Consider the following 25,838-nt stretch of genomic DNA (forward strand, 5'->3'; position numbering starts at 1 on the left):
TTGACGGGCAGGGGGGAGAGGGGAGTTGGGCGTGGCGGCAGAGGGCATCGACGATGTCGTGGGACGGGCTGGCCGGGATCGTGCGGGAGGCCCGTCGCGCCGGTGACCGGGTCGGGTACTTCGCGGCGCTGTACCGACAGGTGACCGTTGAGGTCCGCGCGGCCATTCACGGTGGGCTGTTCGACGACGGCGCCCGAATGGACCGTTTCGACACACTCTTCGGCAACCGCTACTTCGACGCGTACGACGCCTGGCGTCGTGACCGGAGCGGGCCGCGTTGCTGGCGCGAGACGTTCGGGCTGCTCGACGACGCCGACACCGTCATCGTCCAGCACCTGCTGCTCGGTGTGAACGCGCACATCAACCTCGACCTGGCCGTCGCCGCCGCGCGGACCAGCCCGGGCGAGGCCATCCACGGGTTACGACGCGACTTTCTGCTGATCAACGACATCCTCGCGCGGGTGGTGCTGGTGGTGCAGGACTCGCTCGGTGCCCTGTCGCCCCTCATGTCGCTGCTGGATCAGGTCGGAGCCCGCACCGACGAGCGGATCCTCGACTTCAGTGTCCGTCAGTCCCGCGAGGAGGCCTGGTACAACGCCGTCCTGCTGGCCGGCCAGAACGAAGAGGAGCGCGAGGCCACCATCGAGCGGCTCGACATCCGGGCCGCCGTGCTCGCCCGGTTGATCGCGCGCCCGGGCGGAGTCGTCCGGCCGGCCATGCAGCTGATCCGGAGCACCGAGAGTGATGACGTGCCGGCTGTCATCGCCCATCTGGACCACGCCATGGAGCGATCCTCCGCCCGGCCGGGGACGGGGTGAGGCCCGGTACCCGACCCGGCTGTGACAGCTGTGACTGATGTGACAGCTGTGATTCCTCGTGCGCTGGAGGAAGCGCGCAAACGTTTCGCCTGACGCACGCGAAACACCGCGCAATTCGGATCACTCTGCTCGGGGAGACTCACGACTCATGCGCCGACGCGCCACCTTCGCCGTCCTCGCCGCCGCCACGGCCGCCACCACCGCGCTGGGCGGACTCCTCGGTCCCACCGCGTACGCGGACGAGATCGTCGGCGACATCCAGATCGACAAGGTCTCCGTCAACGGCGGGAAGAACATCGTGGTCGGCCTCGCCGACAAGACGGTCACGGTCTCGGTGACCGCGACCGATCCCTCGGGGATCTGGGACGCCGACTTCCACCTGTGGCGCGGCACCGATCCCGACAACCCCGACGCCTACATCACGGTGGACCAGAACACCACGCCGGCGGACTGCGTGGCCTCCACCTCGACCACCTCCACCTGTTCGAAGACCTTCACCTTCGAACCGGACTGGTGGCTCACCAACGCCGACGCCGGGACCTGGAAGGTCGGCGTCTACGTCTCTGCCAACGACAACAGCTGGACCGTGCGGGACGCCTACACGACCACCCGCATCCAGCGGCTCTCCCAGCTGACCGTCAACGCCGCCCCGGAACCGATAGCCAAGGGCAAGACGCTCACGGTCACCGGCAAGCTCAGCCGGGCGAACTGGGACACCGACGTCTACGCGGGCTACACCGCCCAGCCGGTCAGGCTCCAGTTCCGCAAGGCGGGCACCAGCACCTACACCACCCTCAAGACGGTGAACACCTCCAGCACGGGCTACCTGAAGACCACGGCCACCGCCTCCGCGGACGGCTACTGGCGCTGGAGCTTCGCCGGCACGTCCACGACCCCGGCCGTCGCGTCGTCGGCCGACTACGTCGACGTGCAGTAGCGAGACGCGGTAGCGAAACGAAGAGGCCCGCACCGAAGTGCGGGCCTCTTGTGTCCTGCGGGGTGCGCGCGAGGCGCGGCGAGTCAGGAGGGAACGATGTTCTCCGCCTGCGGGCCCTTCTGGCCCTGGGTGACGTCGAAGGTCACCTTCTGGCCTTCCTGCAGCTCGCGGAAGCCCTGCGTGGCGATGTTCGAGTAGTGGGCGAAGACGTCGGCGCCGCCGCCGTCCTGCGCGATGAAGCCGAAGCCCTTTTCCGCGTTGAACCACTTCACAGTACCGGTGGCCATGTCAATAACTCCTGGACAGTCTTGGATGCTCGCACTTCGCGAGCCTTCTCATCGCCGTGATGATGACCACTGCCCGGGAAACCGGAAATGCGAATGGAAATCACACCTGCAACTGGAGTCGAGCCTAGCAGGAATACCATTGCTCGCGCGCGATTAAACAGTCCGGGTAAGTTGTCGTCTGCGTGGGCGGCAAGAAAACTTTTCCGGATCCCGGTGGATATCTGGTTCGGCGGCCAGAGATTTTCTATCGCCGTCCTCGGTGGCCTCGGTGTGCTGCTCGGCCGCGTCCGCCGCGCGGCGCATCTCGTCGTTGGCGCGCTGCGCCGCCTCCAGCTGGTCCTCCAGGCCGACGATGCGGCAGGCGGCCTCGATGGGCGTCCCCTGGTCGACGAGTTCGCGGGCGCGGGCCGCGATGCGCAGTTGGTGACGTGAGTAGCGGCGGTGACCGCCTTCCGACCGGGTCGGAGTGATCAGCCGTGTGTCGCCGAGGGCACGGAGAAAACCGGGCGTGGCACCGATCAGCTCGGCGGCCCTGCCCATGGTGTACGCCGGGTAGTGGTCGTCGTCGAGCCGGTCGGTGACGGTCGGCCCGTCTGCGGTGTGCGGCCTGCTCTCCGATGGCAATGGCATGTGCGCCTTCCCGCGGGCTGCCCGGGGGACACGGCCCGCCGCAGGGAAGCGGGTTCCCCTGCAGGGGAACTCTAGTCGCGCCGGGAGGATTTCTGGTGCGGCGAGACCAGGCGTGGTGGGGCGACGAGCGCAGACGCAGGCCGCGCCGGGCTGTGGCGGCAGGTCGTCGGACACGTGGGTCGGCCGTAAGGGCGGGCAATATCTGTCGTCGCGAAGGGAGAAATCACCGTGCCGCGCGCGGAATATTCCTCGGTCGGTGGCAGCGGTCAACCTCGGCCGACAGGCCGTCGGTAACGATTCACGGCGGGTAATTTTTCACAGCTTGCGCAATCCTGCCGTGGTAGTGTCGACGCCAGTTGCAGTTGTGGTTGCCGGACGGTTTTTCCGACGGAGTGATCATCACGGCGACCGGGATCCGCGCAGTGCGGACCCCGAACACCGTCCCGAAGGAGAAACAAATGGCTACCGGCACCGTGAAGTGGTTCAACTCGGAAAAGGGCTTCGGCTTCATCGAGCAGGACGGCGGCGGCCCCGACGTCTTCGCCCACTACTCGAACATCGCCACCCAGGGCTTCCGCGAGCTGCAGGAAGGCCAGAAGGTGTCGTTCGACATCGCGCAGGGCCAGAAGGGCCCGACGGCCGAGAACATCGTTCCCGCCTGACACCAGCGTTGACACTGGCATTGACACCGGCGCTGACGCCCACGTCAGTCCACACGTCAGTCCACTTCGCAGCTGGGGCCCGCACTCTTGGGGTGCGGGCCCCAGCTCGCTGTGTTTCCGGGCGCCCCACGAGGGTGCGCCCCACAGCCTTCGGCTCGTTCATGCGATTCTCCGCGCCGCTCGATCGTCTCGATCGTCTCGATCGTCTCGATCGTCTCGATCACCGCGCGACTTCCTTGCCACGTGCCGCAACGAGGAAATTCGAGGATCCCGCATGAGCCGTACCCGTACGACCCGCGCATACGACCGTTCGGCAAGCTCCGCCGCCATGGGCTCCGCCGCCAAACGCTCCGGCACCAAGCGCTCCGGTGCTCCGCGCCGTTCCAAGGGCGGCCAAGGCGGTCAAGCGCGTCAAGGCGGTCAAGGACGCCAACAGGCCTCCCCGCAGGGCGAGTTCGCGCTTCCGGTGACGACGACACCCGCGTTGGCCGCCGTCGACTCGTTCGCCGAGCTCGGCCTGCCGGCACCGATGACGGCCGCGCTCGTCCAGGAGGGCGTGACCGTACCGTTCCCGATCCAGGCTGCGACCCTGCCGAACTCGCTGGCCGGACGTGACGTACTCGGCCGTGGCCGCACCGGTTCGGGCAAGACCCTTGCCTTCGGTCTGGCGGTGCTGGCCCGTACGGCGGGTAAGCGCGCCGAGCCGCGGCAGCCGCTGGCCCTCGTGCTCGTGCCCACCCGAGAACTCGCCCAGCAGGTCACCGACGCGCTGACGCCGTACGCCCGTTCCGTGAGACTGCGGCTGGCCACCGTGGTCGGCGGGATGTCGATCGGCAGACAGGCCGGGGCGCTGCGGACGGGGGCGGAAGTCGTCGTCGCGACTCCGGGGCGCCTCAAGGACCTCATAGAGCGGGACGACTGCCGTCTGGGCGACGTCGCCATCACCGTCCTCGACGAGGCCGACCAGATGACCGACATGGGCTTCATGCCCCAGGTCACCGCACTCCTCGACCAGGTGCGCCCCGACGGCCAGCGGATGCTCTTCTCCGCCACCCTGGACCGCAACGTCGACCTGCTGGTCCGCCGCTACCTGACCGACCCGGTCGTCCACTCCGTCGATCCGTCCGCGGGAGCGGTCACCACGATGGAGCACCACGTCCTCCACGTCCACGACACGGACAAGCAGCGGACGGCGACCGAGATCGCGGCCCGGGACGGCCGGGTGATCATGTTTCTGGACACCAAGCACCGGGTGGACCGGCTGACCAAACACCTGCTGAAGAGCGGCGTCCACGCCGCGGCCCTGCACGGGGGCAAGTCCCAGCCGCAGCGCACGCGGACCCTCGCCCAGTTCAAGGACGGGCAGGTGACGGTTCTGGTGGCGACGAACGTCGCGGCGCGCGGGATCCACGTCGACAACCTCGATCTCGTCGTCAACGTCGATCCGCCCAGCGACCCCAAGGACTACCTGCACCGCGGCGGTCGTACGGCCCGCGCCGGCGAGTCCGGCAGCGTCGTGACCCTGGTGACCCCCGACCAGCGCCGCGACATGGCCCGGTTGATGGCCTCGGCCGGCGTCACCCCGCGGATCACCCCCGTCCGTTCGGGTGAAGCGGAGCTGAGCCGCATCACCGGGGCGCAGGCCCCTTCCGGGGTCCCCGTCGTGATCACCGTGCCGGTGGTGGAGCGGCCCCGCCGCGCCGGGTCCTCGGCGTCCTCGTCGTCCTCGTCGTCCTCGTCGTCATCAACGTCCTCTTCGTCCCGAGGCCGTCGCAGCCGCTCCGGCAGCCGGCGTCGGCTCGCCAAGTAAGCGCCGCGCCATCCCCTGATCCCCCTCTCCCCGGTCAGCCCGCTCTCCTTCCCCCTGTGAGGCATCATGCGCTGTGTCATCGCCCGCTACCCGTTCGACCTGACCAAGAACGGCGTACTGGACTTGATGAAGGGCATCACGCCCGAGCCCATCACGGGTGAGTCCGTGACCATCGGCCGCCGTCGCTACCCCGCCAAGCAGGTGGGCGAAGTCATCACCCGGCAGGACCGCCGCGACTTCACCAGCGGCGAAGTCACCCGGGCCATGACCCGCCTCGGCTTCACCTGCCACGACCACCCCGACGCCGCGCCCGTGCCGGCCCCCACTCCGCTCCAGGCCGCGTCGGAACTGTTCGGGAGCCCCGTACCCCGGGACGTGTGACGGGCCGGCTGAGGCGGTCAGGGGACGATGACCGTCTTGCCGCGGGCGTGGCCGGCGCGGGAGCGGGCGAGGGCGTCGGGGGACTCCAGCTCGGCGCGGCTGGGACTGCCGGCGAGGGTGGCGTGCGGGAAGGTCATGGGCACACCGGGCGGCGCGGGTCCCGTCGTTCAGGCGCGCAGGTACGCGAGGACTGCGAGGACTCGGCGGTGGCCCTGGCCGTCGAGGTGGAGTTCGAGTTTCTGGAGGATGCCGCTGACGTGCTTGTTGACGGCCGCCTCGGTGACGTACAGCTCGCGGGCGATCTCGGCGTTGGCGCGGCCCTCGGCCATGAGGGCGAGGACCTCGCGTTCTCGCGGGGTGAGGCGGGCGAGGGGGTCACGGCGGCGGTTGAGGAGTTGGCGGACCACCTCGGGGTCCACGACCGTCGCGCCCCCGGCGACCTGGACGACCGCGTCGACGAACTCGCCGACGGCGCTGACCCGGTCCTTGAGGAGGTAGCCGACGCCGGTGTCGCTGCCGAGGTCAAGTAGATGGGCGGCGTAGGACTGCTCGATGTACTGGCTGAGGACGAGGACCGGCAGGGCGGGACGCTCGGCGCGCAGGGCGATGGCGGCGCGCAGACCGTCGTCGGTGTTGTCCGGCGGCATACGGACGTCGGTGACGACGATGTCGGGATCGTGCTCCCGGACGGCGCCGATCAGCGCGTCCGCGTCTCCGACGGCGGCGAGCACCTTGTGCCCGAAGCGGGTGAGCACGCCGACGAGGCCGTCCCGCATGAGTGGGGAGTCCTCGGCGAGTACGACGTTCAGCGACACGGCAGCTCCACGTGCAGGGAAGTGGGCCCGCCCGGCGGGCTGGACAGCCGCAGTCTGCCGTCCGCGGCGGCGACGCGGTCGGCGAGGCCGATCAGCCCACTGCCGTTGCCCGCGCGGTGCTCGGCGCCGCCGACACCGTCGTCGACGACCGTCAGGGTGAGGACGTCGGTGTGCAGCCGGGCGTGCACCTCGACCCGGACCGCGCGGCTGTGCTTGACGGCGTTGGTCAGGGCCTCGGCGATCACGAAGTACGCCGTGGTCTCCACGGAGACGGGCATACGGTGCGGCAGGCGGATGTCGACCGTGACGGGCAGGGCGGAGCGGGCCGCGAGGTTCCCGACCGCCGCCTCCAGCCCCTGGTCGGTCAGGGCCTTGGGGTGGACGCCACGGCTGAGCTCACGCAACTCCTCCACGGCGAGCGTGACTTGTTCCTGGGCCTGGGCGAGCTGACCGGCCAGCGGCGAGTCCGGCTCCGCGTCGAGGCGGGCCAGCCCGAGCAGCACGTTGAGCGAGACCAGCCGTTGCTGCGCCCCGTCGTGCAGATCCCGTTCGATCCGGCGCCGCTCCGCGTCGAAGGCGTCGACCAGACGGGCCCGGGAGGCTCGTACGTCGGTCAGTTCGCGGCCCAGTTCGCTGTCGCGCGGCGCCAGCATGAGCCGGGTGACGGCGGCCCGGGCACCGGCCCACGCGGTGATGGTGTACGGCGCGGCGGCGAGCAGACAGAGCCCGACGATCACCAGCGGCCAGGCGCCGGGATCGTCGATCGGCGACGTCATCACGGATATCGGGAGCCCCAGGGCGAAGCAGAGGACGAGGAGGTCCATCCACCACAGCGCGGTCGCCGACACCGCGGTGAACCCCAGCTCCCGCCAGGTCGCGGGCTCCAGCAACCGCGTCCGTACCCATCCGACGAGCCCCGGCCGCTCCGGGGCCCGGTGCGGATCCGGTACCGGGTCCAGATCCACCAGCCGCAGCCGCCACCGCTCGAACCGGGTCACGGCGACCCCCGACAGCACGACCCCGACCAGCACCACGGCCCCCACCAGCACGACCAGCCCGACCAGCCCCGCCGCCAGCATGAGCACGAGGACGACCGTGATGACGGAACCCGACACCACCCCGGACAGCAGATAGGCCAGCGACCGCCAGGGCCAGCTGGAGCCGAGCACCTTCAGCGGGTTCTGGCCGAGCGCCTGCCAGGCGGTCCGATGTCGCATTCCTCGACAGTAACCAGCCGTGGATCTTCGGTCGGTAGTGCGGGCACTACCTTCGAACTCCCCCGTACGCCAGTGCGCGGACCGGGGCCGGGCCGGTGCACTGGGCGCCATGACCATGAAGCTGTTGAACGGGGGCCGGCGCGGACGCCGGGGACTGGGTCCGCGCCGTGGACTCATGGCTGTGCTGGCCGCGTTGGGCATCGCGGCGACGACCGCCGTACCGGCCTCCTCCGCCCCGCCGTCCGCCGCCCGCCCCGCCGCCACCCTCAACGCGGCCTCCATCGACCGATTCGTACGCGACTACGTGGAGCAGACCCGGCTGCCGGGCGCGGTGGTGGCCGTAACGAGAGGTGACCGGGTCGTCCACACGGCGGGCTACGGCCGTACCGCCTCCGGGAAGACCATGACGGCTCGGACACGCGTACCGGTGGCGTCCCTCTCCAAGGCCATGACCGCGCTCGCCGTGATGCGGCTGGTCGAGGCGGGCAAGGTCGACCTGGACCGCCCGGTGCACCAGTACCTGCCGGAGTTCACGATGGCTGACCGGCGGTCCGGGGACATCACCGTCCGGCAGCTGCTGACGCAGACCTCCGGCATGGCCGACGCGACGTACCCGGACCTGACCCGCGCCCAACCGCACACCCTCAGGGAGGCGGTGGCCGCGATGCGCGGCGCGCGCCTGGACACCAGGCCGGGCACCCGGTACCGCTACCACAACCCCAACTACTTCGTCGCGGCCCGCCTGGTCGAGGTGGTGGGCGGTCGTCCCTTCGCCGACCACCTCTCCACCGAACTCTTCGAGCCGCTGGGCATGACGGACACGGAGTCCGTCGACTCGACGACGGAGATGCCCGACGAGGCCCGCGGCCATGTCCGCGCCTACGGGACGACGTTCTCCCGCCCGCACCCGCGCTGGTTCGCGGCGGGCGGCCACGGCGTGGTCACCACCGCGGAGGACCTGGCCCGGTGGCTGATCGTCCAGAACAACGACGGCGTCTCCGCGGACGGCCGCCGTATCGCCACCGCGGACACCATCGAGCTGACGCACACCCCACCGAAGACGACGAAGGACACCGACTACGCCATGGGCTGGTCGATGGACCGGGAAGCCGGCGAGCACGCCCGGATCGAGCACACGGGCCAACTCCTCACCCACAACGCCATGGCGACCCTGCTGCCCGACAGCGGCACCGGCATCGCGGTCGTCACCAACACGGGCCTGATCTCCGGCGACGACGCCCCGCAGATCACCCAGGGCCTGGTCGACCTGGCCCAAGGCAGGCACCCCGAGGTGGCCGCCCCCTTCTCGATGACGGCCGACTGGTACCTGGCGGCCCTCACCCTGCTGGCGGCGGCCCTGGGCACCACCGGCGTCCTACGCGCCCGCCGCTGGGCCGGACGCACGGCACGCCGCCCATGGTGGCGCGTGACCCTGCGCCTCCTCCCCCACACCCTCCCGATCCTCCTGCTGACCCAGCTGGCCACTCTGCTGGGCCTGTTGATGAACCGCGTCGGAACCCTGACCCAAACCGCCCACGCCTGGCCGGCCCTGTTCATCTGCACAGCCACGGCGGCCCTCGCCTCCACGGCCGTCGTCACCGCCCGGGGTGTCGCTGTTCTCCGCCGTCGGCGACCGGCCCGCAGTGGCTGAGCCGACGAGAGCAGGGGTCGGTTCGCGGTGCCCGCTGCATGAGAGAGCCCCAGGTCAGCGACCTGGGGCTCTCTGTAGGCCGGAAAGCCTGCGTTACGAGGTCGACGAAGTCGCGGTGGTGGTCACGTCCGTGAGCTTCCAGCGCTGGTTGGAGCCGGAGTTGGGCCACCAGATGCCGACGCCGGCGCCCTCGCTGGTGGACTGGCCGGAGACGTCGGGGAGTTGGCCGGTGGCGGCGTTGACGAGGGTCCAGGTGCTGTCACCGGTGGTGGACATGATCCACTGGGCGGCGGTGTCGCAGCGGCCGTCGGCGGGCTCGGCGACCAGGGCGCCGTCGCGGATGGCGAGGCGCTTGTCGCTCGCGGGGTCGGTGAGGACGTACCGCGTGCGGTTGCCGGCGGCGCCATGGCCGACGCGGTCCAGCTGCCACTGCGTACCGCCGTTGGCGGCGGACTTGATGACGAGGCTCTTGCCGTTGGCGCCGATGCTGAGGTCCTTGCCGCTCTGGACGCCGGTCAGCCGGTAGCTGTGGCCGTCCTGGAGCTCGGCCTGGTTCTTCGCGACACCGGAGACGCCCTTGACGAGGAAGCTCGTCACGGACTGGGCGGGGACCGTGACGGTGGCCTGCTTGCCGGTGACCCGGACCGGCTGCTGCTTGACCAGCTTGCCGTCGGCGTCGGTCACGACCGCGGTGACGGTCGCGCGGGACGAGACCTTGCCGAACCTGGACAGGTCGAGGGTGACGTCGCGGGCGGCGGTGGTGCTGTTGACGTGGACGACGGTGGCCTTGTCGCCCCTCTTGGCGACCGCGGCGGTGCTGGAGGTGTCGTTGGTCTTGATCAGCCGGTCGCCGGGCTTGATGTAGTGGGTGAAGTTACGGGCGGTGTCGAACTTGGTGTTCGTGTAGATCGGGCACGTTTCGAGGGTGTCCGCGGAGTCGCAGCCGAACGACAGCTGGATGGAGCCCCAGTTTCCGCCCTTCGCGGACTCGCCGCCGGGCTTCATGTTGTCGTAGTCCTCGACCGGCTGCCAGAACACCCAGGCCTTGGGCTCCAGTTCCCGCAGGTCGTCGACCATGCGCTGGGCGAGGCCCAGGCCGGGCCGCATGTCGGTGAAGCTCTGCCCGTCGCCCCAGTCGCCCTCGACCTCGCTCATCCACAGCGGCTTGTCGGCGGCCTTGGCCAGGTCGCGCACGGTGGTGCGCTGGCCGGTGCCGTACGTGTGGACGTTCATCTGGCCGACGAGGTCGCGCACTTCCTGGGGGTACGAGTTCCAGTTGGTGGCGAAGATGCCGGGGTTGGTCTCGTCCATCGCGGAGATCTCCGCGTGCGTACGGGACTTCTCCAGGACCGGGCCGAGCTCCTTGATCACCTTCTGCTGGAGCTCGGGACCGATGTGGGCGCCCTCCTGGCGGCCCCCCGTCGGCTGACCGTCGGCCCCCAGCTTCGTACCCCAGTAGTCGGTGTTCGGCTCGTTGAACGGGTCGAGCGTGTCGACCTTGATGCCGTGCGCCTTCTCCAGCCGCTCGGTGGCGCCCACCAGATACTTGGCGAAGTCGTCGACGGACTCCTCCTTGAGCTGGTCCTTCGAGGAGTCGAAGCCGCCGGAGACGTAACCGCTGACCGTCATGAACCACGGCGGGGAGTTGCTGAACGTCTCCCAGTGGTTGATGTCGTTCTTGATGCGGTCCACCCACCAGCGCTGGGTGGCGTCCGCGTTCTTGTTCCAGTCCTTCTTGTCGTCGGCGCTCCACCAGTCGACGTCCTCGCGGGTGGTGCCCGCCGGCGCCTTCCACCAGCCCTCGACCGCGCCGCCCGCACGGAGGTAGTCCTTGACGTCCGGGGCGTTGCCGCCGCCGATGTTGTAGCGGGCGATGTTCAGGTTGAGGCCGTCCTCGCCGAAGAGGAGGTCGGCGAGCTTCTCCCGTATCTCGGGCGGGTAGTCGCCGGTGGCGTTGGCGAACCACACCAGGCTGGTGCCCCAGCCCTCGAAGCTCTCCCCCTTGTAGGAGGGGTCGGGCCGGACGGTGACCGAGGCGCCCGCCGCGGCCGTCTCGGCGTACGCGACCGGCAGGGAGGTGGTGGCCATGACGGTCCCGGTCGCGAGGGCGGTGACGCCGATGGCCCCGAGGAGCCGTCTCGTGCGGGTGCGGTGTGCCATTCGAGTACTCCAACTCTTCCACGTGCCGCGCGTCCCGGCGCGACACGAGAGATCGGGGCCCGCGAGGGTGCGGTTCGGTGCGGTTCGTTCGCTCTCGATGGTCTTGTACGAGAGAATGTTTACGTAAACATTCACTCGCGCGATGTCTACACTGTCCGAATCTCGGCGGTCAAGCAGTCCTTCCCGGTCACTTCCGGGGAATCCGGGGAGTCTGGGGAAACCGGGGAAACTGGGGAACGCGATGAACAAGGGGGACGACGCCGACAGAGCGGCTGACGGCGACAGCGGGACGGACGAGGGCGCCAGGACGAGCACCGCGCCCACGACGAAGCAACGCGCCGCCCGCCCCCGCCAGGGCCCGTCCATGGGTGACGTCGCCCGGCTGGCCGGTGTGTCCGCCCAGACGGTCTCCCGGGTCTCCAACGGATTCCCGGGGGTGACCGAGGAGACCCGGCGGCAGGTGCGGGCCGCGATGCGGGAGCTGGGCTACCGGCCCAACAGCGCGGCGCGGGCGCTCCGCCGGGGCGAGTTCCGCACGCTGGGCGTGATCACCTTCTCCCTGTCCACCATGGGCAACATCCGCACCCTCGACGCGATCGCCACATCCGCCGCCCGGCAGGGGTACGCGGTCACGCTCCTGCCCGTCGCGGTCCCCACCCAGGACGAGGTGAACGGCGCCTTCTCCCGCCTGGGCGAACTCGCCGTCGACGCCGTCATCGTCATCCTGGAGACCCATCTGCTGGACGCGGCGACGGTCTCCCTGCCGCCCGGCGTCCCGGTCGTGGTCGCCGACTCGGACGCCGGTGACCACTACACCGTGGTCGACACCGACCAGGCGGGCGGCGCGCGCGACGCCGTACGCCACCTCCTGGACCTCGGGCACGGGACGGTGTGGCATCTGGCCGGCCCCGAGGACTCCTTCGCCGCGCAGCGCCGGGCCAACGCGTGGCGCGAGACGCTCACCGAGGCGGGCAGGACCCCGCCGCCCCTGGTACGCGGCGACTGGTCGGCGGAGTCCGGCTACCGGGCCGGGCTGCGGCTGGCCGACCGGCCGGACTGCACGGCGGTCTTCGCCGCCAACGACCAGATGGCCCTGGGCCTGCTCCGCGCCCTCCACGAACGCGGACGCGAGGTCCCGGGCGACGTCAGCGTCATCGGCTTCGACGACATTCCCGAGGCTTCTTCGTTCCTTCCGCCCCTCACCACCATCCATCAGGACTTCGCGGAGGTGGGGAGGCTGTGTGTGGCGGGCGTCCTGACCAAGATGCGCCAGGACCTGCCGGAACACGGCACGACCCTCGTCCCCACCCGCCTGGTACACCGCGCCAGCACGGCACCGCCGCCGGCCCGCCTCCTCCGGTAGGTCATCGCAGGCGGTCGGCGGCGCGAACGCGGGCTCGGCGTCCGCCGGCCGCTGCCGACACCCGGCCACCAACAGCACCACGGCCGAACAACGCGCCCTTGGATCACCCGTACGAGCTCGGCATGCCGTTGTCAGTGGCCCCGGCTAGTCTCCGCAGAAGTGACTGTCCGCCCCTTTCAGGGAGGGTCTCGATGGCCTCACGACTCAATCCGTACATCAGCTTCGACGGTGACGCCCGGCAGGCGATGGAGTTCTACCAGGAGGTCTTCGGCGGCACGCCGGCGCTGAACACCTTCGGGGAGTACGGCCAGCCGGACGCACCCAACGCCGACAAGATCATGCACGCCATGCTGGAGACGCCGAACGGCTTCACGCTGATGGCGTCGGACACCCCACCCGGCATGCCGCACAACGCCGGGAACAACATCACCGTGAGCCTGAGCGGCGACGACGACACCGAGCTGCGCGGCTACTGGGAGAAGCTGTCGGAAGGCGGCTCGGTGTCGGTCCCCCTGGAGAAGCAGATGTGGGGCGACGTCTTCGGCATGTGCACGGACCGGTTCGGCACCCCGTGGATGGTCAACATCAGTCAGGCGCAAGGCTGATGGCGTAAGAAGGCGGGCGGCGCGCCGAAAAGAGCACCCGGCGCCCCGAACTGTTCCGAGGCATCGTCGGGGGGCACGCTGGTTCGCCGAGATCACCGCCCGGCTGTCCCGCGCCGCCGAGGCGCGGACGTGCATGCTCCAAGGGGCGGGACGCATCACCCAAACCACCCGTGCCGGTTCCGGTAGTTGGGGGATCCTCCCCCATGTCCCCGCGCCGATCGGTGCCCAGGATGGAGCACGGCAAGACCGGCTCGTATCCATGACGGGACAGGAGGAGCGTTGAAGGACGCAACGCGCAAGGGGTTACAGGCCGCGGTGACGGCCACGGTGTTGGGCGCGGCGATGGCGCTGTCGGCCGGACAGGCACACGCCGCCACCGGGGTGACCATCGACTCGAACTACATCAGGGTCACCGCCGTGGACGGGAAGCGGAACGAGCTCTTCATCACCCGGTCCGGCAACTCCGTCAGAATTGACGACAACGGCGACACCGTCACCGCGGGCGGCGGCTGCACCCGGACCGACCGCGACACGGTCGTCTGCCCGTACGACGGCCGCACCCTCCTCGTCAACGCCAAAGACCTCGGCGACACGGTCCTCGTGCGGGGCAGCCTGCCCTCCGAGATCAACGGCGGCACGGGCGACGACATCCTCACGATGGGCGTGGACGTCACCGCGCAGACCTTCCTGAACGGCAACGCCGGGCACGACACCATTTTCGGCGGCCCCGCGCGGGACAACATCACCGGTGGCGCCGGCGACGACACCATGTTCGGCAGAGACGGCAACGACCGCATCGACGCCGGCGACTTCACGCCCGGCAACGACCGCAGTTACGGCGACGCGGGCAGTGACGTCTGCACAGGTGACGTCAACGACCTGCGGGACGGCTGCGAGAGCTGACCCCACACCGATGGGGTCACACCGAAGGGGTGCCGGGCTCATGGGTTCATGGGTTCATGAGAAGCGCCCGGCACCCCGTCAGTTCATGCTCACTTCCTCCGTGGACTCAGCCGCCGAACGTCACCACCAGCCTCCCGTCCGAGGCGAAGGACCAGCCCAGCGCGCCGGAGTACGACGAGCAGCGCGACCCGTTCGTACCGGACCAGAACTGGTTGGAGCTGTCGGAGTTGCCGATGATCCGGTCGTTCGTACCGCTGGTGTGGCGGCGGCGCAGTCGTCAGCGACCACACGGGGAAGACCCACGTCGGTAACGTCCTCGCCAAGCTGGGCCTCCGCGACCGTATCCAGGCGGTGATCTGCGCATACGAGACGGGCTTGATCGCCGCCGGCGACGACACCGGTACTGGGGCCGGTGCTGGTGAAGGTCGGTAATTGGCAGATTTGTCTCAGCTGCATGTCTCATATAGAGCGATTTGTCCGGTATGAAACGGTGTGCCGGTGAGACGGAACTGCCAATTACCGGCGCCGGACGGGATCCCCCGGGTGGGGGAGGCCCGGGGGCGGGTTCCTCCCCCGCGTGGGCGAGGGAGTGGGGGGAATCCGGGCCGGGAGACCGGCCGTGCTGGGGATCCGCTGAAAGCCGCTGGTCAGAAGGATGGGGCTCATCACCGACAACGGCTCGCATCCACGGAGTTGACCATGAGGAGCACGACCCGACCCGCACGCTGCCCGCCACCACCCTCGCCCCCACCCACACCCCAGGTCACCAACCCCGCCCTCGAATCCGCCATAGCCGGCCTCCCCACCGCCGACGCCACCGCCGCGCTCGTGCGGGTCGGCGGTAGTGAGGGAACCTGACGGGGCAGTTCGGGCGTACACGACCTGGTGACGAACCGGTCGGCCGATCCGAACACCCGCTTCCGGGCCGGTTCCGTGACCAAGGGGTTCACGGCGGCCGTCGCGCTGCAGCTGGCCGCCGAGGGCAGACTCGATCTGGGCCGCGCCGCCCGCTCAGAGCCCGAGTTCGCGCCGGGCGAGCAGCAGCACTACCTCAACATCGGGTACACGATCGCCGGTCTGCTGGTCGAGCGCGTGACAGGTGACTCGTACGAGAACCAGGTCTCCCGGCGGGTGTTGAAGCCGCTGGGGCTGCGCGGCACGTACTACCCGGGGACGAACCCGCGCATCGTCGGACCGCACAACCACGGCTGCCAGCGGATGAAACGGGACGACTGGACGACGGGACGACGGGACGACCGGGCTGCGGGACGTCACCGTGTGGGGGACGACGGACGGCTGGGCGGCCGGTGCCATCATCTCGACCACGGCGGATCTGGAGCGGTTCACGAACGCCCTGTTCCAGGGGCGGATCGTGCGGCGTGGGCCGCCGCTGGAGGAGATGTTCACGCTGCCGCAGGTGACGGACTTCAAGACCGGCGCCCCGGCCGCGTACTCCGTCGGCCTCTCGATGAAGAAGCTCGGCGGCCGTGAGGTCTGGGGCAAGACGGGCGGCCGCTGGGGCTACACCACGGTCATCGCCTCCACCCGCGACGGCTCCCGCACCCTCGTCTACAGCGTCAACGCCACGGATGCGAAGGGGCAGGACATGAACAAGGTGGCTCAGAGTGTGATGGTGGCGACCTACGGGAGGACGTAAACCGTCCGGTAACTTCCTTGATTTCAAGGGTAGTTGATCGTATGGGAGTAGGCCACCCCGGTTAGCATCGGGCCATGCTGAGGTGTCGGAAGCATGACAATTTCGCGAGTGCCCTGGCGGACCTTCCCCGTGATCCCCGAGCCGACGACTATCCGATGCCGACCGTCCCGTACGGGTGGTACGCGGTACTCCGCAGCGCCGAGTTACGGCCGGGCAAGGTCGTCAACCTGCACTACTTCGGGCGGGCGCTCATCGCGTTCCGGGCGAGCGACGGGCAGGCGGCCGTACGGGACGCGCACTGTCCCCACTACGGCGCCCATCTCGGCGTCGGCGGGAAGGTGGTGGACGGGACGGTGGAGTGCCCCTTCCACGGGTGGCGGTTCGGGACGGACGGACGGTGCGTGGAGGCGCCGTTCGCGGTCCGGACGCCAAAGGTGTCGATCGGCGGCTTCCCGGTCCGGGAGCACAGCGGGCTCGTGTTCGTGTACGCCGGGCCGCCGGGGGAGTCGGCGGCGGATCAGACGTCGCAGGGGGAGTCGGCGGCGGCCGAACCGGCGTGGGAAGTGCCGGAGATACCGGAAGCGGTGTCCAGGGAGTTCGCCGCGCCGGTCGACGACACCTGCACCGCGCGCATCCACATCCAGGAGATGCGCGAGAACATCGTCGACGAGTCGCACTTCCACTTCATCCACGGCCAGGCCGAACCACCCGTCCAGGACTGGCGGGTGGACGGCCCGTTCGCGGAGGTGCGGGGCCGGATCCGGCGGCGGGTGTTCGGCTGGGACGTCGACAACACCTTCGACGCGTTCATGTACGGGCCGGGGGTGATGGTCGTACGCACCCACGGCCCCGTCCTCTCGGTGACCGCCGTCGCCCTCTCCACACCCGTCGACGACCGGACGAGTGAGCTGCGGATGCTGTACTACCTCCGCAAGCCCGCCCGGGCCCCGTTCCTGACACCGCTGTTCAAGCTCCTCTTCCGGAGAGAGGCGCTGGGCGAGGTGCGCGAGGAGGTCAGGATCTGGGACCACAAGATCCACCGGGCGCGGCCCGTACTCCTCACGCACGAGAAGGGGATCAAGGCGCTGCGGCGCTGGTACGCGCAGTTCTATCCGCCGGGGCTTCCCTAGCGAGGCCTGGACCGACAGCCGCAAGCCTTTGGTGGGCGAGTTCGTGTTCCCTCATGGCGTCGACGTGAGCCGGTGCCGCAGGCACTGAGTGCACCCCATACCCCGTCAGGGGTGGGGGGCTGGCGTCAGTTGGAGAAGGGGACGGCGTCGGCCGGGTCGGCGTGCCAGTTGGTGGCGATGGGGCGGTCGACCGTGACGGTGCGGGGGAGGTCGAGGGTGACGAAGTTGATCTCGTCGCCCAGGACGGAGAGGTGGATCTTCTCGAACTGCCTGCCGCTGTCGTTGTCGGTGGTCTTGGGGTTGATGCCGGCGTAGGCGACGGTGTTGCCGGAGAGCTTGAGGGTCTCGCTGACGCTGTGCTCGGCGGGGGACAGCTCGGTGTCGGCGGAGGAGCCGAAGGACGCGGAGGGGAAGACGCCCTCCAGGTAGCAGGTGATGCCGGGCAGGGCCTTGGCGGTGACGAGGAGGTAGCCGCCCGCCTGCGGCTTCTCGCTGATGGTGAAGGTCAGGTCGTTGGTTCCGCAGGCCTGCCCGACGTCGCTTCCGCTGTCGGCGGTGACCGTGGCGGTGGAGGTGGCGGTGGAGGTGGCGGTGACCGTGGCGGTGGCGGTGACCGTGAGGACCGCTCTGGGATCGGGCGATCGGCCGGACATCGCCCTCGACGACGACGGTGACGGTGACGGTGACGGCATGGTCGTCTACCACACTCCGGAGGGCCCGTACGTCACGCAGAAGGTGAGCGCTCGACTGATAAGCCGAGGCGGGACGTTCGGGCGACGCGCCGACGTGCCGACGCGCGTGGCCTTGGCAGTTCGGCCACCCGCGAGAGGGCGCCCTCGCTTGGAGGGCGCCCTCTGCCAAGCCGATCGGGCTTGGCGTCAGTCGAACAGCGCCACCCGCGGATGCACCGTCCCCTGCACCCCGGCCTTGGTGACCGTCAGGCGGTACGTCTCCGTCAGGGTCTCGCCGACGGCCAGCTCGCGGTGGGCCGTCGTCAGGTCGGTGAAGAGGGTGCCGGTCTGGGTGCCGAGGTCGACCGGTTCCCAGCATCCGAACGCCGTGCGGCGTTCGAGCTTGATGTCGGACGGCCTCAGGAAGGGGCCCGAGTCCGGGGACTCGACCAGGAGTTGGGGAGCCACCGTGCGCGGCACCGACGCGTCGTTGCGGTAGGTGAGCGTGACCTCTTGGGGCTTGCCGTCCATTGCGAGAGGGGTCGTGGGGAGGTCGACGAAGGCGGTGGGTACGGCGGGGGTCTCATCGACCGTGGACACGGTCGACGTGGGCTGGTGTGTGGCCGCCGCGGCGGGGCCTGCCATGGTCAGGGCGGCCGCGGCCACGGTGAGCGAGAGGAGGGCAAGCCGCAGGCGGCTGTTCTTCGATGACACTTGCGCGGATCCTTCGCAGTTGTGGGGGGGGGTGTCTGCCAGGCGTTCCGTCGCTCAGGACCGGCCTGGGACGTTGGCAAGATTACGAATGGAACGGCGGAGGCGGTAACTACGGTTGGGTAGCGGAAAGTTCTCGTGGAAGTACGGCGGTCGCGGGGCACCGTTCTCGCCTTTTTTCCCTCTTTTGGGTTAGACACTCTCCTAACCCACCTTGACCAATGGGTACTTGGGGACATTCCAGCCCAGGGGGGAAGACACCAGTGACACCAGTGACATCCACACATCGCCCGTCAAGACGTCTCTCGCGGCTCAGAGTTATCGGGGCCGCCCTCACCGCCCTTCTCGTCGCCGGAACGGGGACCGCCACGGCCACCCAGGCCGCCCCGACCGCCCCGAAGACCTCCACGCCGCCCGTACCGGTCCTCAACTGGGCCGACTGCCAAGGCGGATTCGAGTGCGCGACCGCCGACGTACCGCTCGACTACCGCGAACCCCACGGCCGCACCCTCACCCTCGCCGTGGTGCGCAAGCCCGCCGCCGACCCGGCGAAGCGCAAGGGGACGCTCTTCATGCAGCCGGGCGGGCCCGGGAACTCCGGGGTGGACTTCGTCCGGAACAACTACGCGGATCTGCCGGCCGCGCTTCGTGAGTCGTTCGACGTGTTCGGGTACGACGTGCGCGGGGTCGGCCGGAGTTCGGCACTCACGTGTTTCGACGACGCGCGCTACACCCGGGCCGTCACCGAGGCCAAGGGAGTACCCGGGGCCGATGCCTTCGGACCGGCGCTGCGCGAGGCCGCCGAGTTCGATCAGGCCTGTGTCGACAACTCGGGTGCGCTGCTGCCGTACGTCGGTACCGAGTACGTCGCTCGCGACATCGACCTGCTGCGCCAAGCACTCGGGGAGCAGCAACTCACCTACTACGGGCGGTCGTTCGGGACCTACATCGGGACGGTGTACGCCGCTCTGTTCCCCAAGCGCGTACGCGCGCTCGCGCTCGACGGCGCCTACGACCCCGTCCACTACGCCAACCGGCCCTACGCCTACGACCTGCCCCAGTACCTGGCCCTCGACGGCGCGATGAGCCGCTTCCTCGACTGGTGTGCGGCCGACCAGGCCACCTGCGGCTTCGGTGACGGGGATCCGCGGGCGGCGTTCGAGAAGCTGAAGAGCGACCTGGACGCCCAGCCCGTACCCACCGCCAACGGCGGCCTCGCCAATGGTTACACCCTCGTCTACCGGCTGATGTTCAACATCAACGAGGGCAAGGTCATCTGGCCGTCCCTCGGCGCGGCGCTGCGGAAGGCCCAGCTGCGGGACAACACCTCCTTCCTGCTGCGACCGCCGTCGCCCGCCAGCTTCGACTTCCTCGGGCCGAATGTCGTCGTGGAGTGCGTCGACCGGGACTACCCGCGCGGTCTGCGGCGGCTGAAGCGGAACGTCACGGCCTTCGCCGAGGCGGCGCCGCTGCTGGGTCCGGCGATGGCGTACGGGCCGCCGACGTACGACCACCAGCACGCCACCGCGTGTGTGCAGTGGCCCGGTGAGCGGATCAGCCGGTACGACGGCTCCTACCGGGCCAAGGGGTCGGCGCCGATCCTCGTCATCGGCACCACCGGGGACCCGGACACGCCGTACCACGACGCGGTGGCCCTCAGCCGCAAGCTCGACAACGGGCGGCTGCTCACCTTCGAGGCCGAGGGGCACACGGCGTTCGGGCGGAGTGCCTGCGCCACCGACGCCGTCACCGGCTATCTGCTGGATCTGACGGTTCCGGACAAGGGCGCGACCTGCGCGGACGAGACCCAACCGCCCACCTCCGCGCCCACGGTGGCCCCGCCCGGCACGACGCTCGGCGAGCTGCGCAACGGCGTCAACGAGCGCGTGGAGCGCATCGGCAACGTGCGCTGACCTGACCCGGTCGATCAGCCGACCCCACACACCGTTCCCGGCCCCCGTACCGTACGGGGGCCGGCCTATTGCTCCTGTTCGGCGTCCAGGTCCGGGTCTCCGAAGGACAGCGCGTCCAAGTCCCCGTCGTAGTCGAGGCCGAAGTCCGAGCCGCCCAAGGTCGGGAACATCAGGCCCAGGGCGTCGGCCTCGGCATCGGGCGAAGGGCCCGGGTCCGGGCCGGTCAGGGACTGTTCGGTCCAGATGCATTTGCCGGTCGTCGTGTAGCGCGTGCCCCAGCGTTGGGAGAGGGCCGTGATGAGCTGGAGGCCGCGGCCGCCCTCGTCGGTGTCGGTGGCGCGGCGGATGCGGGGCATGGTGAGGCTGCCGTCGAAGACCTCGCAGGTGAGTTCGGAGCCGCGCAGGAGGCGTAGGCGGACGGGGCCCTTGGCGTGGCGTACGACGTTGCCGACGAGTTCGCTGGCGAGGAGTTCGGTGGTGGGGGCGAGGTCGTCCAGGCCCCAGGCGGAGAGCTGTTCGCGGACGTGGCGGCGGGCCTGGCCGGCCGCTCTGGGGTCGTCGAGGAGGGGCCAGGAGGCCATCCGGTCGTCGGTCAGAGCGTGCAGGCGGGCGACGAGGAGCGCGGCGTCGTCGGCGGCCGGGTGGTCGGCGGGGAGCAGGGCCTGCGTCAGGCTGTCGCACAGGCGTTCAAGGTCGGCGGCGGTGCCGTCCTCGTGGGCGGTCCGCAGCAGCCGGGCCAGGTCGGCCATGCCGTGGTCGATCTCCCGCTTCGCCGACTCGACCAGGCCGTCGGTGTAGAAGACGAGCAGGCTGCCTTCGGGCAGGTGCAGTTCGACCGTCTCGAACGGCGGCTCCGCCGCGCCCAGCGGCGGATCGGCGGCCAGATCGGGGAAGCACACGGTGCCGTCGGGCAGCAGGAGGGCCGGCGGCGGGTGCCCGGCGCGGGCGATGGAGCAGGTCCGGGTGGTGGAGTCGTACAGGGCGTAGAGGCAGGTGACGTACGACTCCTCGGCCATGCCGACGACGAGGTCGTTGAGGTGGGTCATGATCTCGTCGGGCGGGAGTTCGAGGTCGGCCAGGGTGTGGACGGCCGTGCGCAGCCGGCCCATGGTGGCGGCCTCGGGCAGGCCGTGGCCCATGACGTCGCCGACGACGAGGGCGACCTGGCCGCTGGAGAGCGGGATGACGTCGTACCAGTCGCCGCCCACATCCATGCCCTGGCCCGACGGCAGGTAGCGGGCGGCGGCCTCACAGGCGGGCAGGGCGGGCAGGCCCCGCGGGAGCAGGCTGCGCTGGAGTTCGCGGGACCGGGTGTGTTCGAGGTCGTAGAGCCGGGCCCGCTCCAGCGACTGGGCGAGGAGGGCGCTGATCGCGGTGAGCAGGGTGCGTTCGTCGTCGGTGAGCCGGCGCGGCTGGTCGAAGGCCACGACGCACACCCCGAACGTGAATCCGGACGCGGTCAGCGGCAGGAAGGCCCAGGACTGCTTCCCGCAGAGGTCGAGCAGCTCGGCGTTGTGGGGCGCGTGCTCGAGGTACTCCTGCGGTGAGGAGTAGAACCCCGGGTCACCGGAGGTGATCGCGTTCCAGGCCGGATGGCACGGCATCCTGGGGCTTCTGTCGACGAGGGCGAGGAACGCGTCGGTGTAGCCGACTGCGCCGACGTTGCGGAGCCGGTCGCCCTCGAAGTCCTGTACGAGGAGTCCGGCGGCGCCGAACGGGGGCAGCACCCGGCGGGCGGCCGCCTCGATCACGTCCCGCGAGGTCGTCGCCTGGGCGAGCGCGGCGGTCAACTCCGCGATACGGGAGGCCCGTTCGGCCGCCGCGAGCTCCGCCGCCCGGCGTTCGTCCTCCAGGCGCCGCTTCTCGGTGACGTCGGTGCAGTAGATGGTGTGGCCGTCCGGGCCCGGGACCAGTCGCAGGTGGCAGCGACGGCCGGTGTCCGGTACGTGGATGTCGAAACCGGCGGGCTTCTGCTCGGCGACGGCCTGCCGGCACACGGGCTCCAGGCCGGGCATCCGCTGGGCGCAGGGGAGATCGAACAGAACCCGTCCGAAGAGTTCCTCCTCGGTCATGTTCAGCAAGCGTTCCGCCTCCAGGTTGGCGAAGGTGATCCGCCACTCGCCGTCCACCGCGAGGAAGCCGTCGCTCATGTGACGCAGGGCCCGGCTGAGCGCGTCCCGGGCCGACCGGGACTCGCTGCTCTCCCAGCCCACGCCGATCATCCGGAGAGGCTTGCCGTACTCGTCGTAGGTCGCCCGGCCGCAGTCCTGCGTCCAGCCGTACGTGCCGTCCAGGCGCCGCACCCGGTACTCCGCCTCGTACACGGTGCGGTCGCGGATCGCCCGCTCCGCCGCCGCCAGCGTCGGCGGGAGGTCGTCGGGGTGGACGATCCGCATCCAGTTGTCGATCTTCCCGGTGAATTCGGCGGGTCTGGTGCCGTAGAGCTCCAGGGCGGCCTCGTCCCAGATCAGGTCACCGGTGCGGATGTTCCAGTCCCAGGAGCCGACGCGGACCTCCTTCAACGCCTGCCGCAGCCCCTCGCCGTTCAGCTCCGTCTGGGCGGGGCCGGACGGGGGCGGGGCCTGGGCCATCCGCTCCTCGGTCCAGGCGACGACGGCCCGCAGGAAGTCCCACTGTGCGCGGGTGGGTTCGCCCTGGTCGCCCATCAGGACGGTGAGCGCGCCGATCACCCGGTCTTCGCCCGACATCGGCAGGGCGGCGAGTCCGGTGCCGGGCCACGTGATGTCGACGGCGTGCAGGGGCATCCATAAGCCCCGGTTCTCCACACGGGCTCCGCCCTGGTGCAGGGCGCGGGCCGGAGGCAACGGGCCCTCCTGGTCGATGATCTCCCAGGAGCGGGTGAGGACGGGCGGAAGGCCCGTCACCGATACGAGCCGCAGCGCGGGCATGGGCCCGCGCAGATGAATCATTCCCCCGAGGGCGCCCAACTCCCCGACCACGTGCTGCAGTGCCAGCCGGAAGACCTCACTTTCCGCGACACCCGGATCAACCGTGCTGAGCAGCGCCAGCCGTGCGTTCATAGGTCAGACCTTAACGTTCTGTTCGCTGTCGGGGGAGGCCGACACAGGAATCCCGCAGTCAGGCCGCACGGCGGGTCGCCGACGCCAACAAAACTGGTTCCAGGGATAGTTGGTCAGCCGTCATGCATAGGCACGCGCATTCCGCGAGGACGCGCGTAGATCAACCGGGCTGTTCTGTCGGGTTGTTCGCCGCGGGCCCATGGCGTGACCAAGCTCTGCCGAGCATCGTTGGCCCGCTGCAACACCAGGTTGTTGCGACACCGGTTGTTGCGGCACCAGGTTGTCGCGACACCAGGTGTCCCGCCCGACCCGAGCAGGCACCACATGTTCAGCATGGTCAAGACGTTGGTCAAGACGGTCCTCGCGCAGTACGTGAAGAACCAGCAGCTCAAACGAGACCTCAAAGCCCAGCGCGGCGAGCAGGAGCGACAGTGGCGCGAAGAGGACCGCGCCGTCCTCCAGGCCGCCCTGGCCGCCAACCGAGCCGCCCTCGAGCCGCACAACGGCACGCTCCAGCGGGCGGCCGGCGTCTCCTACATCACCCTGCGCTGCCACGAGGACACCTGGACCTTCATGGCGCGGACGGCCTTCGGCGTCTGGGAGCCGAGCTGGACCCAGAGCACCCGGGACCCGTACGACCGTATCGGCCCCAGCCCCGCCAAGGCCGTCCACTTCACCGCGAACCCGAACCTGCCCGCCGGCCGCATCACCAAGGCGGACGGCGGTATGCAGGACATCCAGCTCTCCGGCCACAACCTGGTCGTCGTCCTCGACGCCCTCTACGAGGCCACCACCTCCGAGCCCTCCGCCAACGGGGCCCGCTGCAAGACCCTCTACGACAAGCTGGCGTCCCTCACCGCGAAGCTCGACCCGAGTGCTCCGCCGGGGCGGACCACGGGGGTGCTCTGCCGGATCGACGACAGCATGCACCACCAGTACGTGACCAGACCCTCCGGCGGCCCCGGCTTCGGCCCGGGGACCGCCAGGAACAACGTCAGAAACAAGACGGCACCGCTGCTGCGGAAGGTGCCGTCCCCCGCGCTCAGTCCCGACGCCCGGTGATCCGCATACCGCCGACGTCGCCGCCGCCCGCGAACGGCGCGCTCACTGGTCGCGCACCCACGGCGCCCACAGGTCGGTGACATCCGTCCACACCACGTCCGTACGTACCGGTCGGCGAGCTACCGGGCCGGCCCGCCCGAGGGCGTTGCGGACGTGTTGGAGGTCCTACAGGGTCATGTCGTCGAAGCGGCTGCCACGTTGTTCCGCACACCCGCATTGTTGTGAAAAGCGGCGTATTGTGTGGTGCGTCACTCATACAACCTTCCGCCGGACCCCGTCGTCTCACCCCGTATCACCAATCCAGGGGGGACAACATGCGACGAATCGGAGCAGCGATGGCCGTACTCGTGCTCGCGGGCACCGCGACGGGCGCGGCGGCCGGCAGCGCGGGTGCCGCACCGGTGGGGGACGCTCGTACCGCCGTGGCGGCCTGCCCGACGGGGTGGGGCAGCGGCACCAAGGGCGCGGTCAGCAGTGGGGCCGTGCCGTTGACGGATGTCAGGACCGGCCGTCACGACTGCTTCGACCGCATGGTGCTCGACGTTCCCGGCGGTGGCGACAAGATCGGTTTCTACGTCCAGTACGTCGACCGGCTGCACCAGGCCGGCTCCGGCGACCACATCCCGGTCGGCGGCGGCGCCATCCTCGAAGTCCGTATCGCCGCGCCGAGCTACGACCCGGAGACCGGTGAGCCGACCTACGCGGCGGACGTGGCCCGGCCCCTGCCCGGCGTCGACATCACCGGATACCGCACCTTCCGGGACACCCGTTTCGCCGGGAGCTTCGAGGGCGAGACCCAGATCGGTCTCGGCGTCCGCGCCCGGCTGCCGTTCCGGGTGATCCAACTGTCCGACCGTCTGGTGGTCGACGTGGCCCACAGCTGGACGAGCAGCCGTTGAGAACTGGTCTCCCTCTGCTCCTTGGTGTACCCGCGCTGCTCCTCGCGGTGTCCGCCTGCACCGCGTCGGCCGTGCCCTGCGCCGGAGTCGGTGTCGACTCCGGCGTGAGCGTGACATTCCTGCGGGACGGGTACGGCGACCTCACCGGCGCCTCGTACGAGCTGTGCGCGCGGGGCGAGTGCGTGGAGAGGGCGCTGCCGCCGGGCAGGGTCACGCGGCTGCGGCTCACACTCCCTCTGGACGTGGACCCGGCCCGTGGTCCTGTGCGGCTCCGGGTCACGCCGTGGCAGAGCGACGACCCGGTGATCGACGCGTCCACCGAGGTCGAGCTCATGTGGCAGTCCGACGGGTGTGGCGGGGGCGCGTACAACCACACGGGGCTCGCCTTCACCAAGGACGACGGGCTGCTGACGAAGGTGCCGGAGAGGGTGATGGAGGCGTGGCGGGCGGACTTGGAGGGTTCTCCTCCCGCGTCACCGTCCACGCCCACGCCCACGCCCACGCCGTAAGGTCCA

At 70.0% G+C, this 25,838-nt stretch carries 22 protein-coding genes and 4 pseudogenes; 17 read left to right on the top strand and 9 right to left on the bottom strand.

All coding sequences use genetic code 11. The annotated features are described in order from the left end of the window. The first annotated feature begins 53 nt into the window (after positions 1–53). Together CES90_RS15145 and CES90_RS15150 are read left to right on the top strand one after the other, a co-directional pair. Positions 54–818, top strand: coding sequence for a DUF5995 family protein (locus tag CES90_RS15145; protein WP_229914097.1), 765 nt, complete (start codon positions 54–56; stop codon positions 816–818). Between the two features lie 148 nt (positions 819–966). After that, positions 967–1,755 carry a calcium-binding protein gene (locus CES90_RS15150; RefSeq protein WP_189785413.1) on the top strand — a complete coding sequence of 263 codons (789 nt, stop codon included), beginning with the start codon at positions 967–969 and terminating at the stop codon, positions 1,753–1,755. A gap of 83 nt (positions 1,756–1,838) precedes the next feature. Here CES90_RS15150 and CES90_RS15155 read toward each other — a convergent pair whose 3' ends face one another. Further along, positions 1,839–2,042, bottom strand: a complete 204-nt coding sequence (locus tag CES90_RS15155) for a cold-shock protein (RefSeq protein WP_149830321.1) — start codon at positions 2,040–2,042, stop codon at positions 1,839–1,841. 270 nt (positions 2,043–2,312) lie between these two features. Next, positions 2,313–2,672 (bottom strand): annotated as a pseudogene (locus CES90_RS15160) (MerR family transcriptional regulator); the annotation flags it as partial. 458 nt (positions 2,673–3,130) lie between these two features. Here CES90_RS15160 and CES90_RS15165 point away from each other — a divergent pair. From CES90_RS15165 to CES90_RS15175, 3 genes are all read left to right on the top strand, one after another. Continuing rightward, positions 3,131–3,334, top strand: coding sequence for a cold-shock protein (locus CES90_RS15165; RefSeq protein ID WP_149830319.1), 204 nt, complete (start codon positions 3,131–3,133; stop codon positions 3,332–3,334). A 274-nt stretch (positions 3,335–3,608) separates the two neighbouring features. Next, the gene (locus tag CES90_RS15170; protein WP_189785411.1) at positions 3,609–5,144 is read left to right on the top strand and encodes a DEAD/DEAH box helicase; all 1,536 of its coding nucleotides are present in this window, start codon (positions 3,609–3,611) and stop codon (positions 5,142–5,144) included. Positions 5,145–5,210: 66 nt separating this feature from the next. Further along, positions 5,211–5,525, top strand: a complete 315-nt coding sequence (locus CES90_RS15175; protein WP_189785410.1) for an SCO5918 family protein — start codon at positions 5,211–5,213, stop codon at positions 5,523–5,525. Between the two features lie 167 nt (positions 5,526–5,692). Here CES90_RS15175 and CES90_RS15180 read toward each other — a convergent pair whose 3' ends face one another. Beyond that, a complete protein-coding gene (locus tag CES90_RS15180) occupies positions 5,693–6,340 on the bottom strand; it encodes a response regulator (protein ID WP_189785409.1) in 648 nt (215 codons plus the stop codon). After that, a complete protein-coding gene (locus CES90_RS15185; protein ID WP_189785408.1) occupies positions 6,331–7,557 on the bottom strand; it encodes a sensor histidine kinase in 1,227 nt (408 codons plus the stop codon). The genes CES90_RS15180 and CES90_RS15185 overlap by 10 nt, the downstream gene beginning before the upstream one ends. A gap of 175 nt (positions 7,558–7,732) precedes the next feature. Here CES90_RS15185 and CES90_RS15190 point away from each other — a divergent pair, with 175 nt between their 5' ends. Further along, positions 7,733–9,208, top strand: a complete 1,476-nt coding sequence (locus CES90_RS15190) for a serine hydrolase domain-containing protein (protein ID WP_229914096.1) — start codon at positions 7,733–7,735, stop codon at positions 9,206–9,208. A 93-nt stretch (positions 9,209–9,301) separates the two neighbouring features. Here CES90_RS15190 and CES90_RS15195 read toward each other — a convergent pair whose 3' ends face one another. Then, entirely contained in the window at positions 9,302–11,368 is a 2,067-nt protein-coding gene (locus tag CES90_RS15195) for an RICIN domain-containing protein (RefSeq protein WP_189785407.1), read from the bottom strand. A gap of 364 nt (positions 11,369–11,732) precedes the next feature. Here CES90_RS15195 and CES90_RS15200 point away from each other — a divergent pair, with 364 nt between their 5' ends. The 3 genes from CES90_RS15200 to CES90_RS15210 all read left to right on the top strand — a co-directional run bounded on the left by CES90_RS15200 (position 11,733) and on the right by CES90_RS15210 (position 14,239). After that, positions 11,733–12,731 (top strand): LacI family DNA-binding transcriptional regulator, encoded by a 999-nt coding sequence (locus CES90_RS15200; protein WP_189785493.1) that lies wholly within the window; start codon positions 11,733–11,735, stop codon positions 12,729–12,731. Positions 12,732–12,922: 191 nt separating this feature from the next. Further along, positions 12,923–13,336 carry a VOC family protein gene (locus tag CES90_RS15205; protein ID WP_189785406.1) on the top strand — a complete coding sequence of 138 codons (414 nt, stop codon included), beginning with the start codon at positions 12,923–12,925 and terminating at the stop codon, positions 13,334–13,336. 279 nt (positions 13,337–13,615) lie between these two features. Beyond that, the gene (locus CES90_RS15210) at positions 13,616–14,239 is read left to right on the top strand and encodes a calcium-binding protein (protein WP_189785405.1); all 624 of its coding nucleotides are present in this window, start codon (positions 13,616–13,618) and stop codon (positions 14,237–14,239) included. A gap of 106 nt (positions 14,240–14,345) precedes the next feature. On the opposite strand, the pseudogene CES90_RS51960 reads toward CES90_RS15210, so the two are convergent. Continuing rightward, positions 14,346–14,504 (bottom strand): annotated as a pseudogene (locus CES90_RS51960) (right-handed parallel beta-helix repeat-containing protein); the annotation flags it as partial. Between the two features lie 8 nt (positions 14,505–14,512). Between CES90_RS51960 and CES90_RS49525 the strand changes: the two are divergent. The 4 genes and pseudogenes from CES90_RS49525 to CES90_RS15220 all read left to right on the top strand — a co-directional run. Next, positions 14,513–14,671 (top strand): annotated as a pseudogene (locus CES90_RS49525) (DNA-binding response regulator); the annotation flags it as partial. Positions 14,672–14,938: 267 nt separating this feature from the next. Then, complete coding sequence (locus CES90_RS49530; RefSeq protein ID WP_232791320.1) at positions 14,939–15,097, top strand: hypothetical protein; 159 nt, start codon at positions 14,939–14,941, stop codon at positions 15,095–15,097. Between the two features lie 27 nt (positions 15,098–15,124). Next, a pseudogene (locus tag CES90_RS15215) lies at positions 15,125–15,896 on the top strand (serine hydrolase domain-containing protein). A gap of 155 nt (positions 15,897–16,051) precedes the next feature. Then, positions 16,052–17,026, top strand: a complete 975-nt coding sequence (locus tag CES90_RS15220; protein WP_189785404.1) for a Rieske 2Fe-2S domain-containing protein — start codon at positions 16,052–16,054, stop codon at positions 17,024–17,026. Between the two features lie 125 nt (positions 17,027–17,151). Here the strand turns inward: CES90_RS15220 and CES90_RS15225 are convergent, their stop codons facing one another. Together CES90_RS15225 and CES90_RS15230 are read right to left on the bottom strand one after the other, a co-directional pair. Beyond that, positions 17,152–17,679: a DUF4232 domain-containing protein gene (locus CES90_RS15225; protein ID WP_189785403.1), complete on the bottom strand. Its 528-nt coding sequence runs from the start codon at positions 17,677–17,679 to the stop codon at positions 17,152–17,154. A 225-nt stretch (positions 17,680–17,904) separates the two neighbouring features. Further along, positions 17,905–18,411: a hypothetical protein gene (locus CES90_RS15230; RefSeq protein WP_189785402.1), complete on the bottom strand. Its 507-nt coding sequence runs from the start codon at positions 18,409–18,411 to the stop codon at positions 17,905–17,907. A 218-nt stretch (positions 18,412–18,629) separates the two neighbouring features. Between CES90_RS15230 and CES90_RS15235 the strand changes: the two genes are divergently transcribed. Continuing rightward, positions 18,630–20,321 (top strand): alpha/beta hydrolase, encoded by a 1,692-nt coding sequence (locus CES90_RS15235; protein ID WP_373313491.1) that lies wholly within the window; start codon positions 18,630–18,632, stop codon positions 20,319–20,321. A 65-nt stretch (positions 20,322–20,386) separates the two neighbouring features. Here CES90_RS15235 and CES90_RS15240 read toward each other — a convergent pair whose 3' ends face one another. Next, positions 20,387–23,362 (bottom strand): SpoIIE family protein phosphatase, encoded by a 2,976-nt coding sequence (locus CES90_RS15240; RefSeq protein ID WP_189785400.1) that lies wholly within the window; start codon positions 23,360–23,362, stop codon positions 20,387–20,389. Between the two features lie 324 nt (positions 23,363–23,686). Here CES90_RS15240 and CES90_RS15245 point away from each other — a divergent pair, with 324 nt between their 5' ends. The 3 genes from CES90_RS15245 (at position 23,687) to CES90_RS15255 (ending at position 25,832) form a co-directional block, all read left to right on the top strand. After that, entirely contained in the window at positions 23,687–24,424 is a 738-nt protein-coding gene (locus tag CES90_RS15245; RefSeq protein WP_189785399.1) for a hypothetical protein, read from the top strand. Positions 24,425–24,738: 314 nt separating this feature from the next. Continuing rightward, complete coding sequence (locus tag CES90_RS15250) at positions 24,739–25,323, top strand: AMIN-like domain-containing (lipo)protein (protein WP_189785398.1); 585 nt, start codon at positions 24,739–24,741, stop codon at positions 25,321–25,323. Then, complete coding sequence (locus tag CES90_RS15255) at positions 25,320–25,832, top strand: hypothetical protein (protein WP_189785397.1); 513 nt, start codon at positions 25,320–25,322, stop codon at positions 25,830–25,832. Before CES90_RS15250 ends, CES90_RS15255 begins: the two co-directional genes overlap by 4 nt. The last annotated feature ends 6 nt before the right edge of the window (positions 25,833–25,838 follow it).

Source organism: Streptomyces capitiformicae (assembly GCF_002214185.1).
In the GTDB taxonomy this organism is placed as follows: domain Bacteria; phylum Actinomycetota; class Actinomycetes; order Streptomycetales; family Streptomycetaceae; genus Streptomyces; species Streptomyces capitiformicae.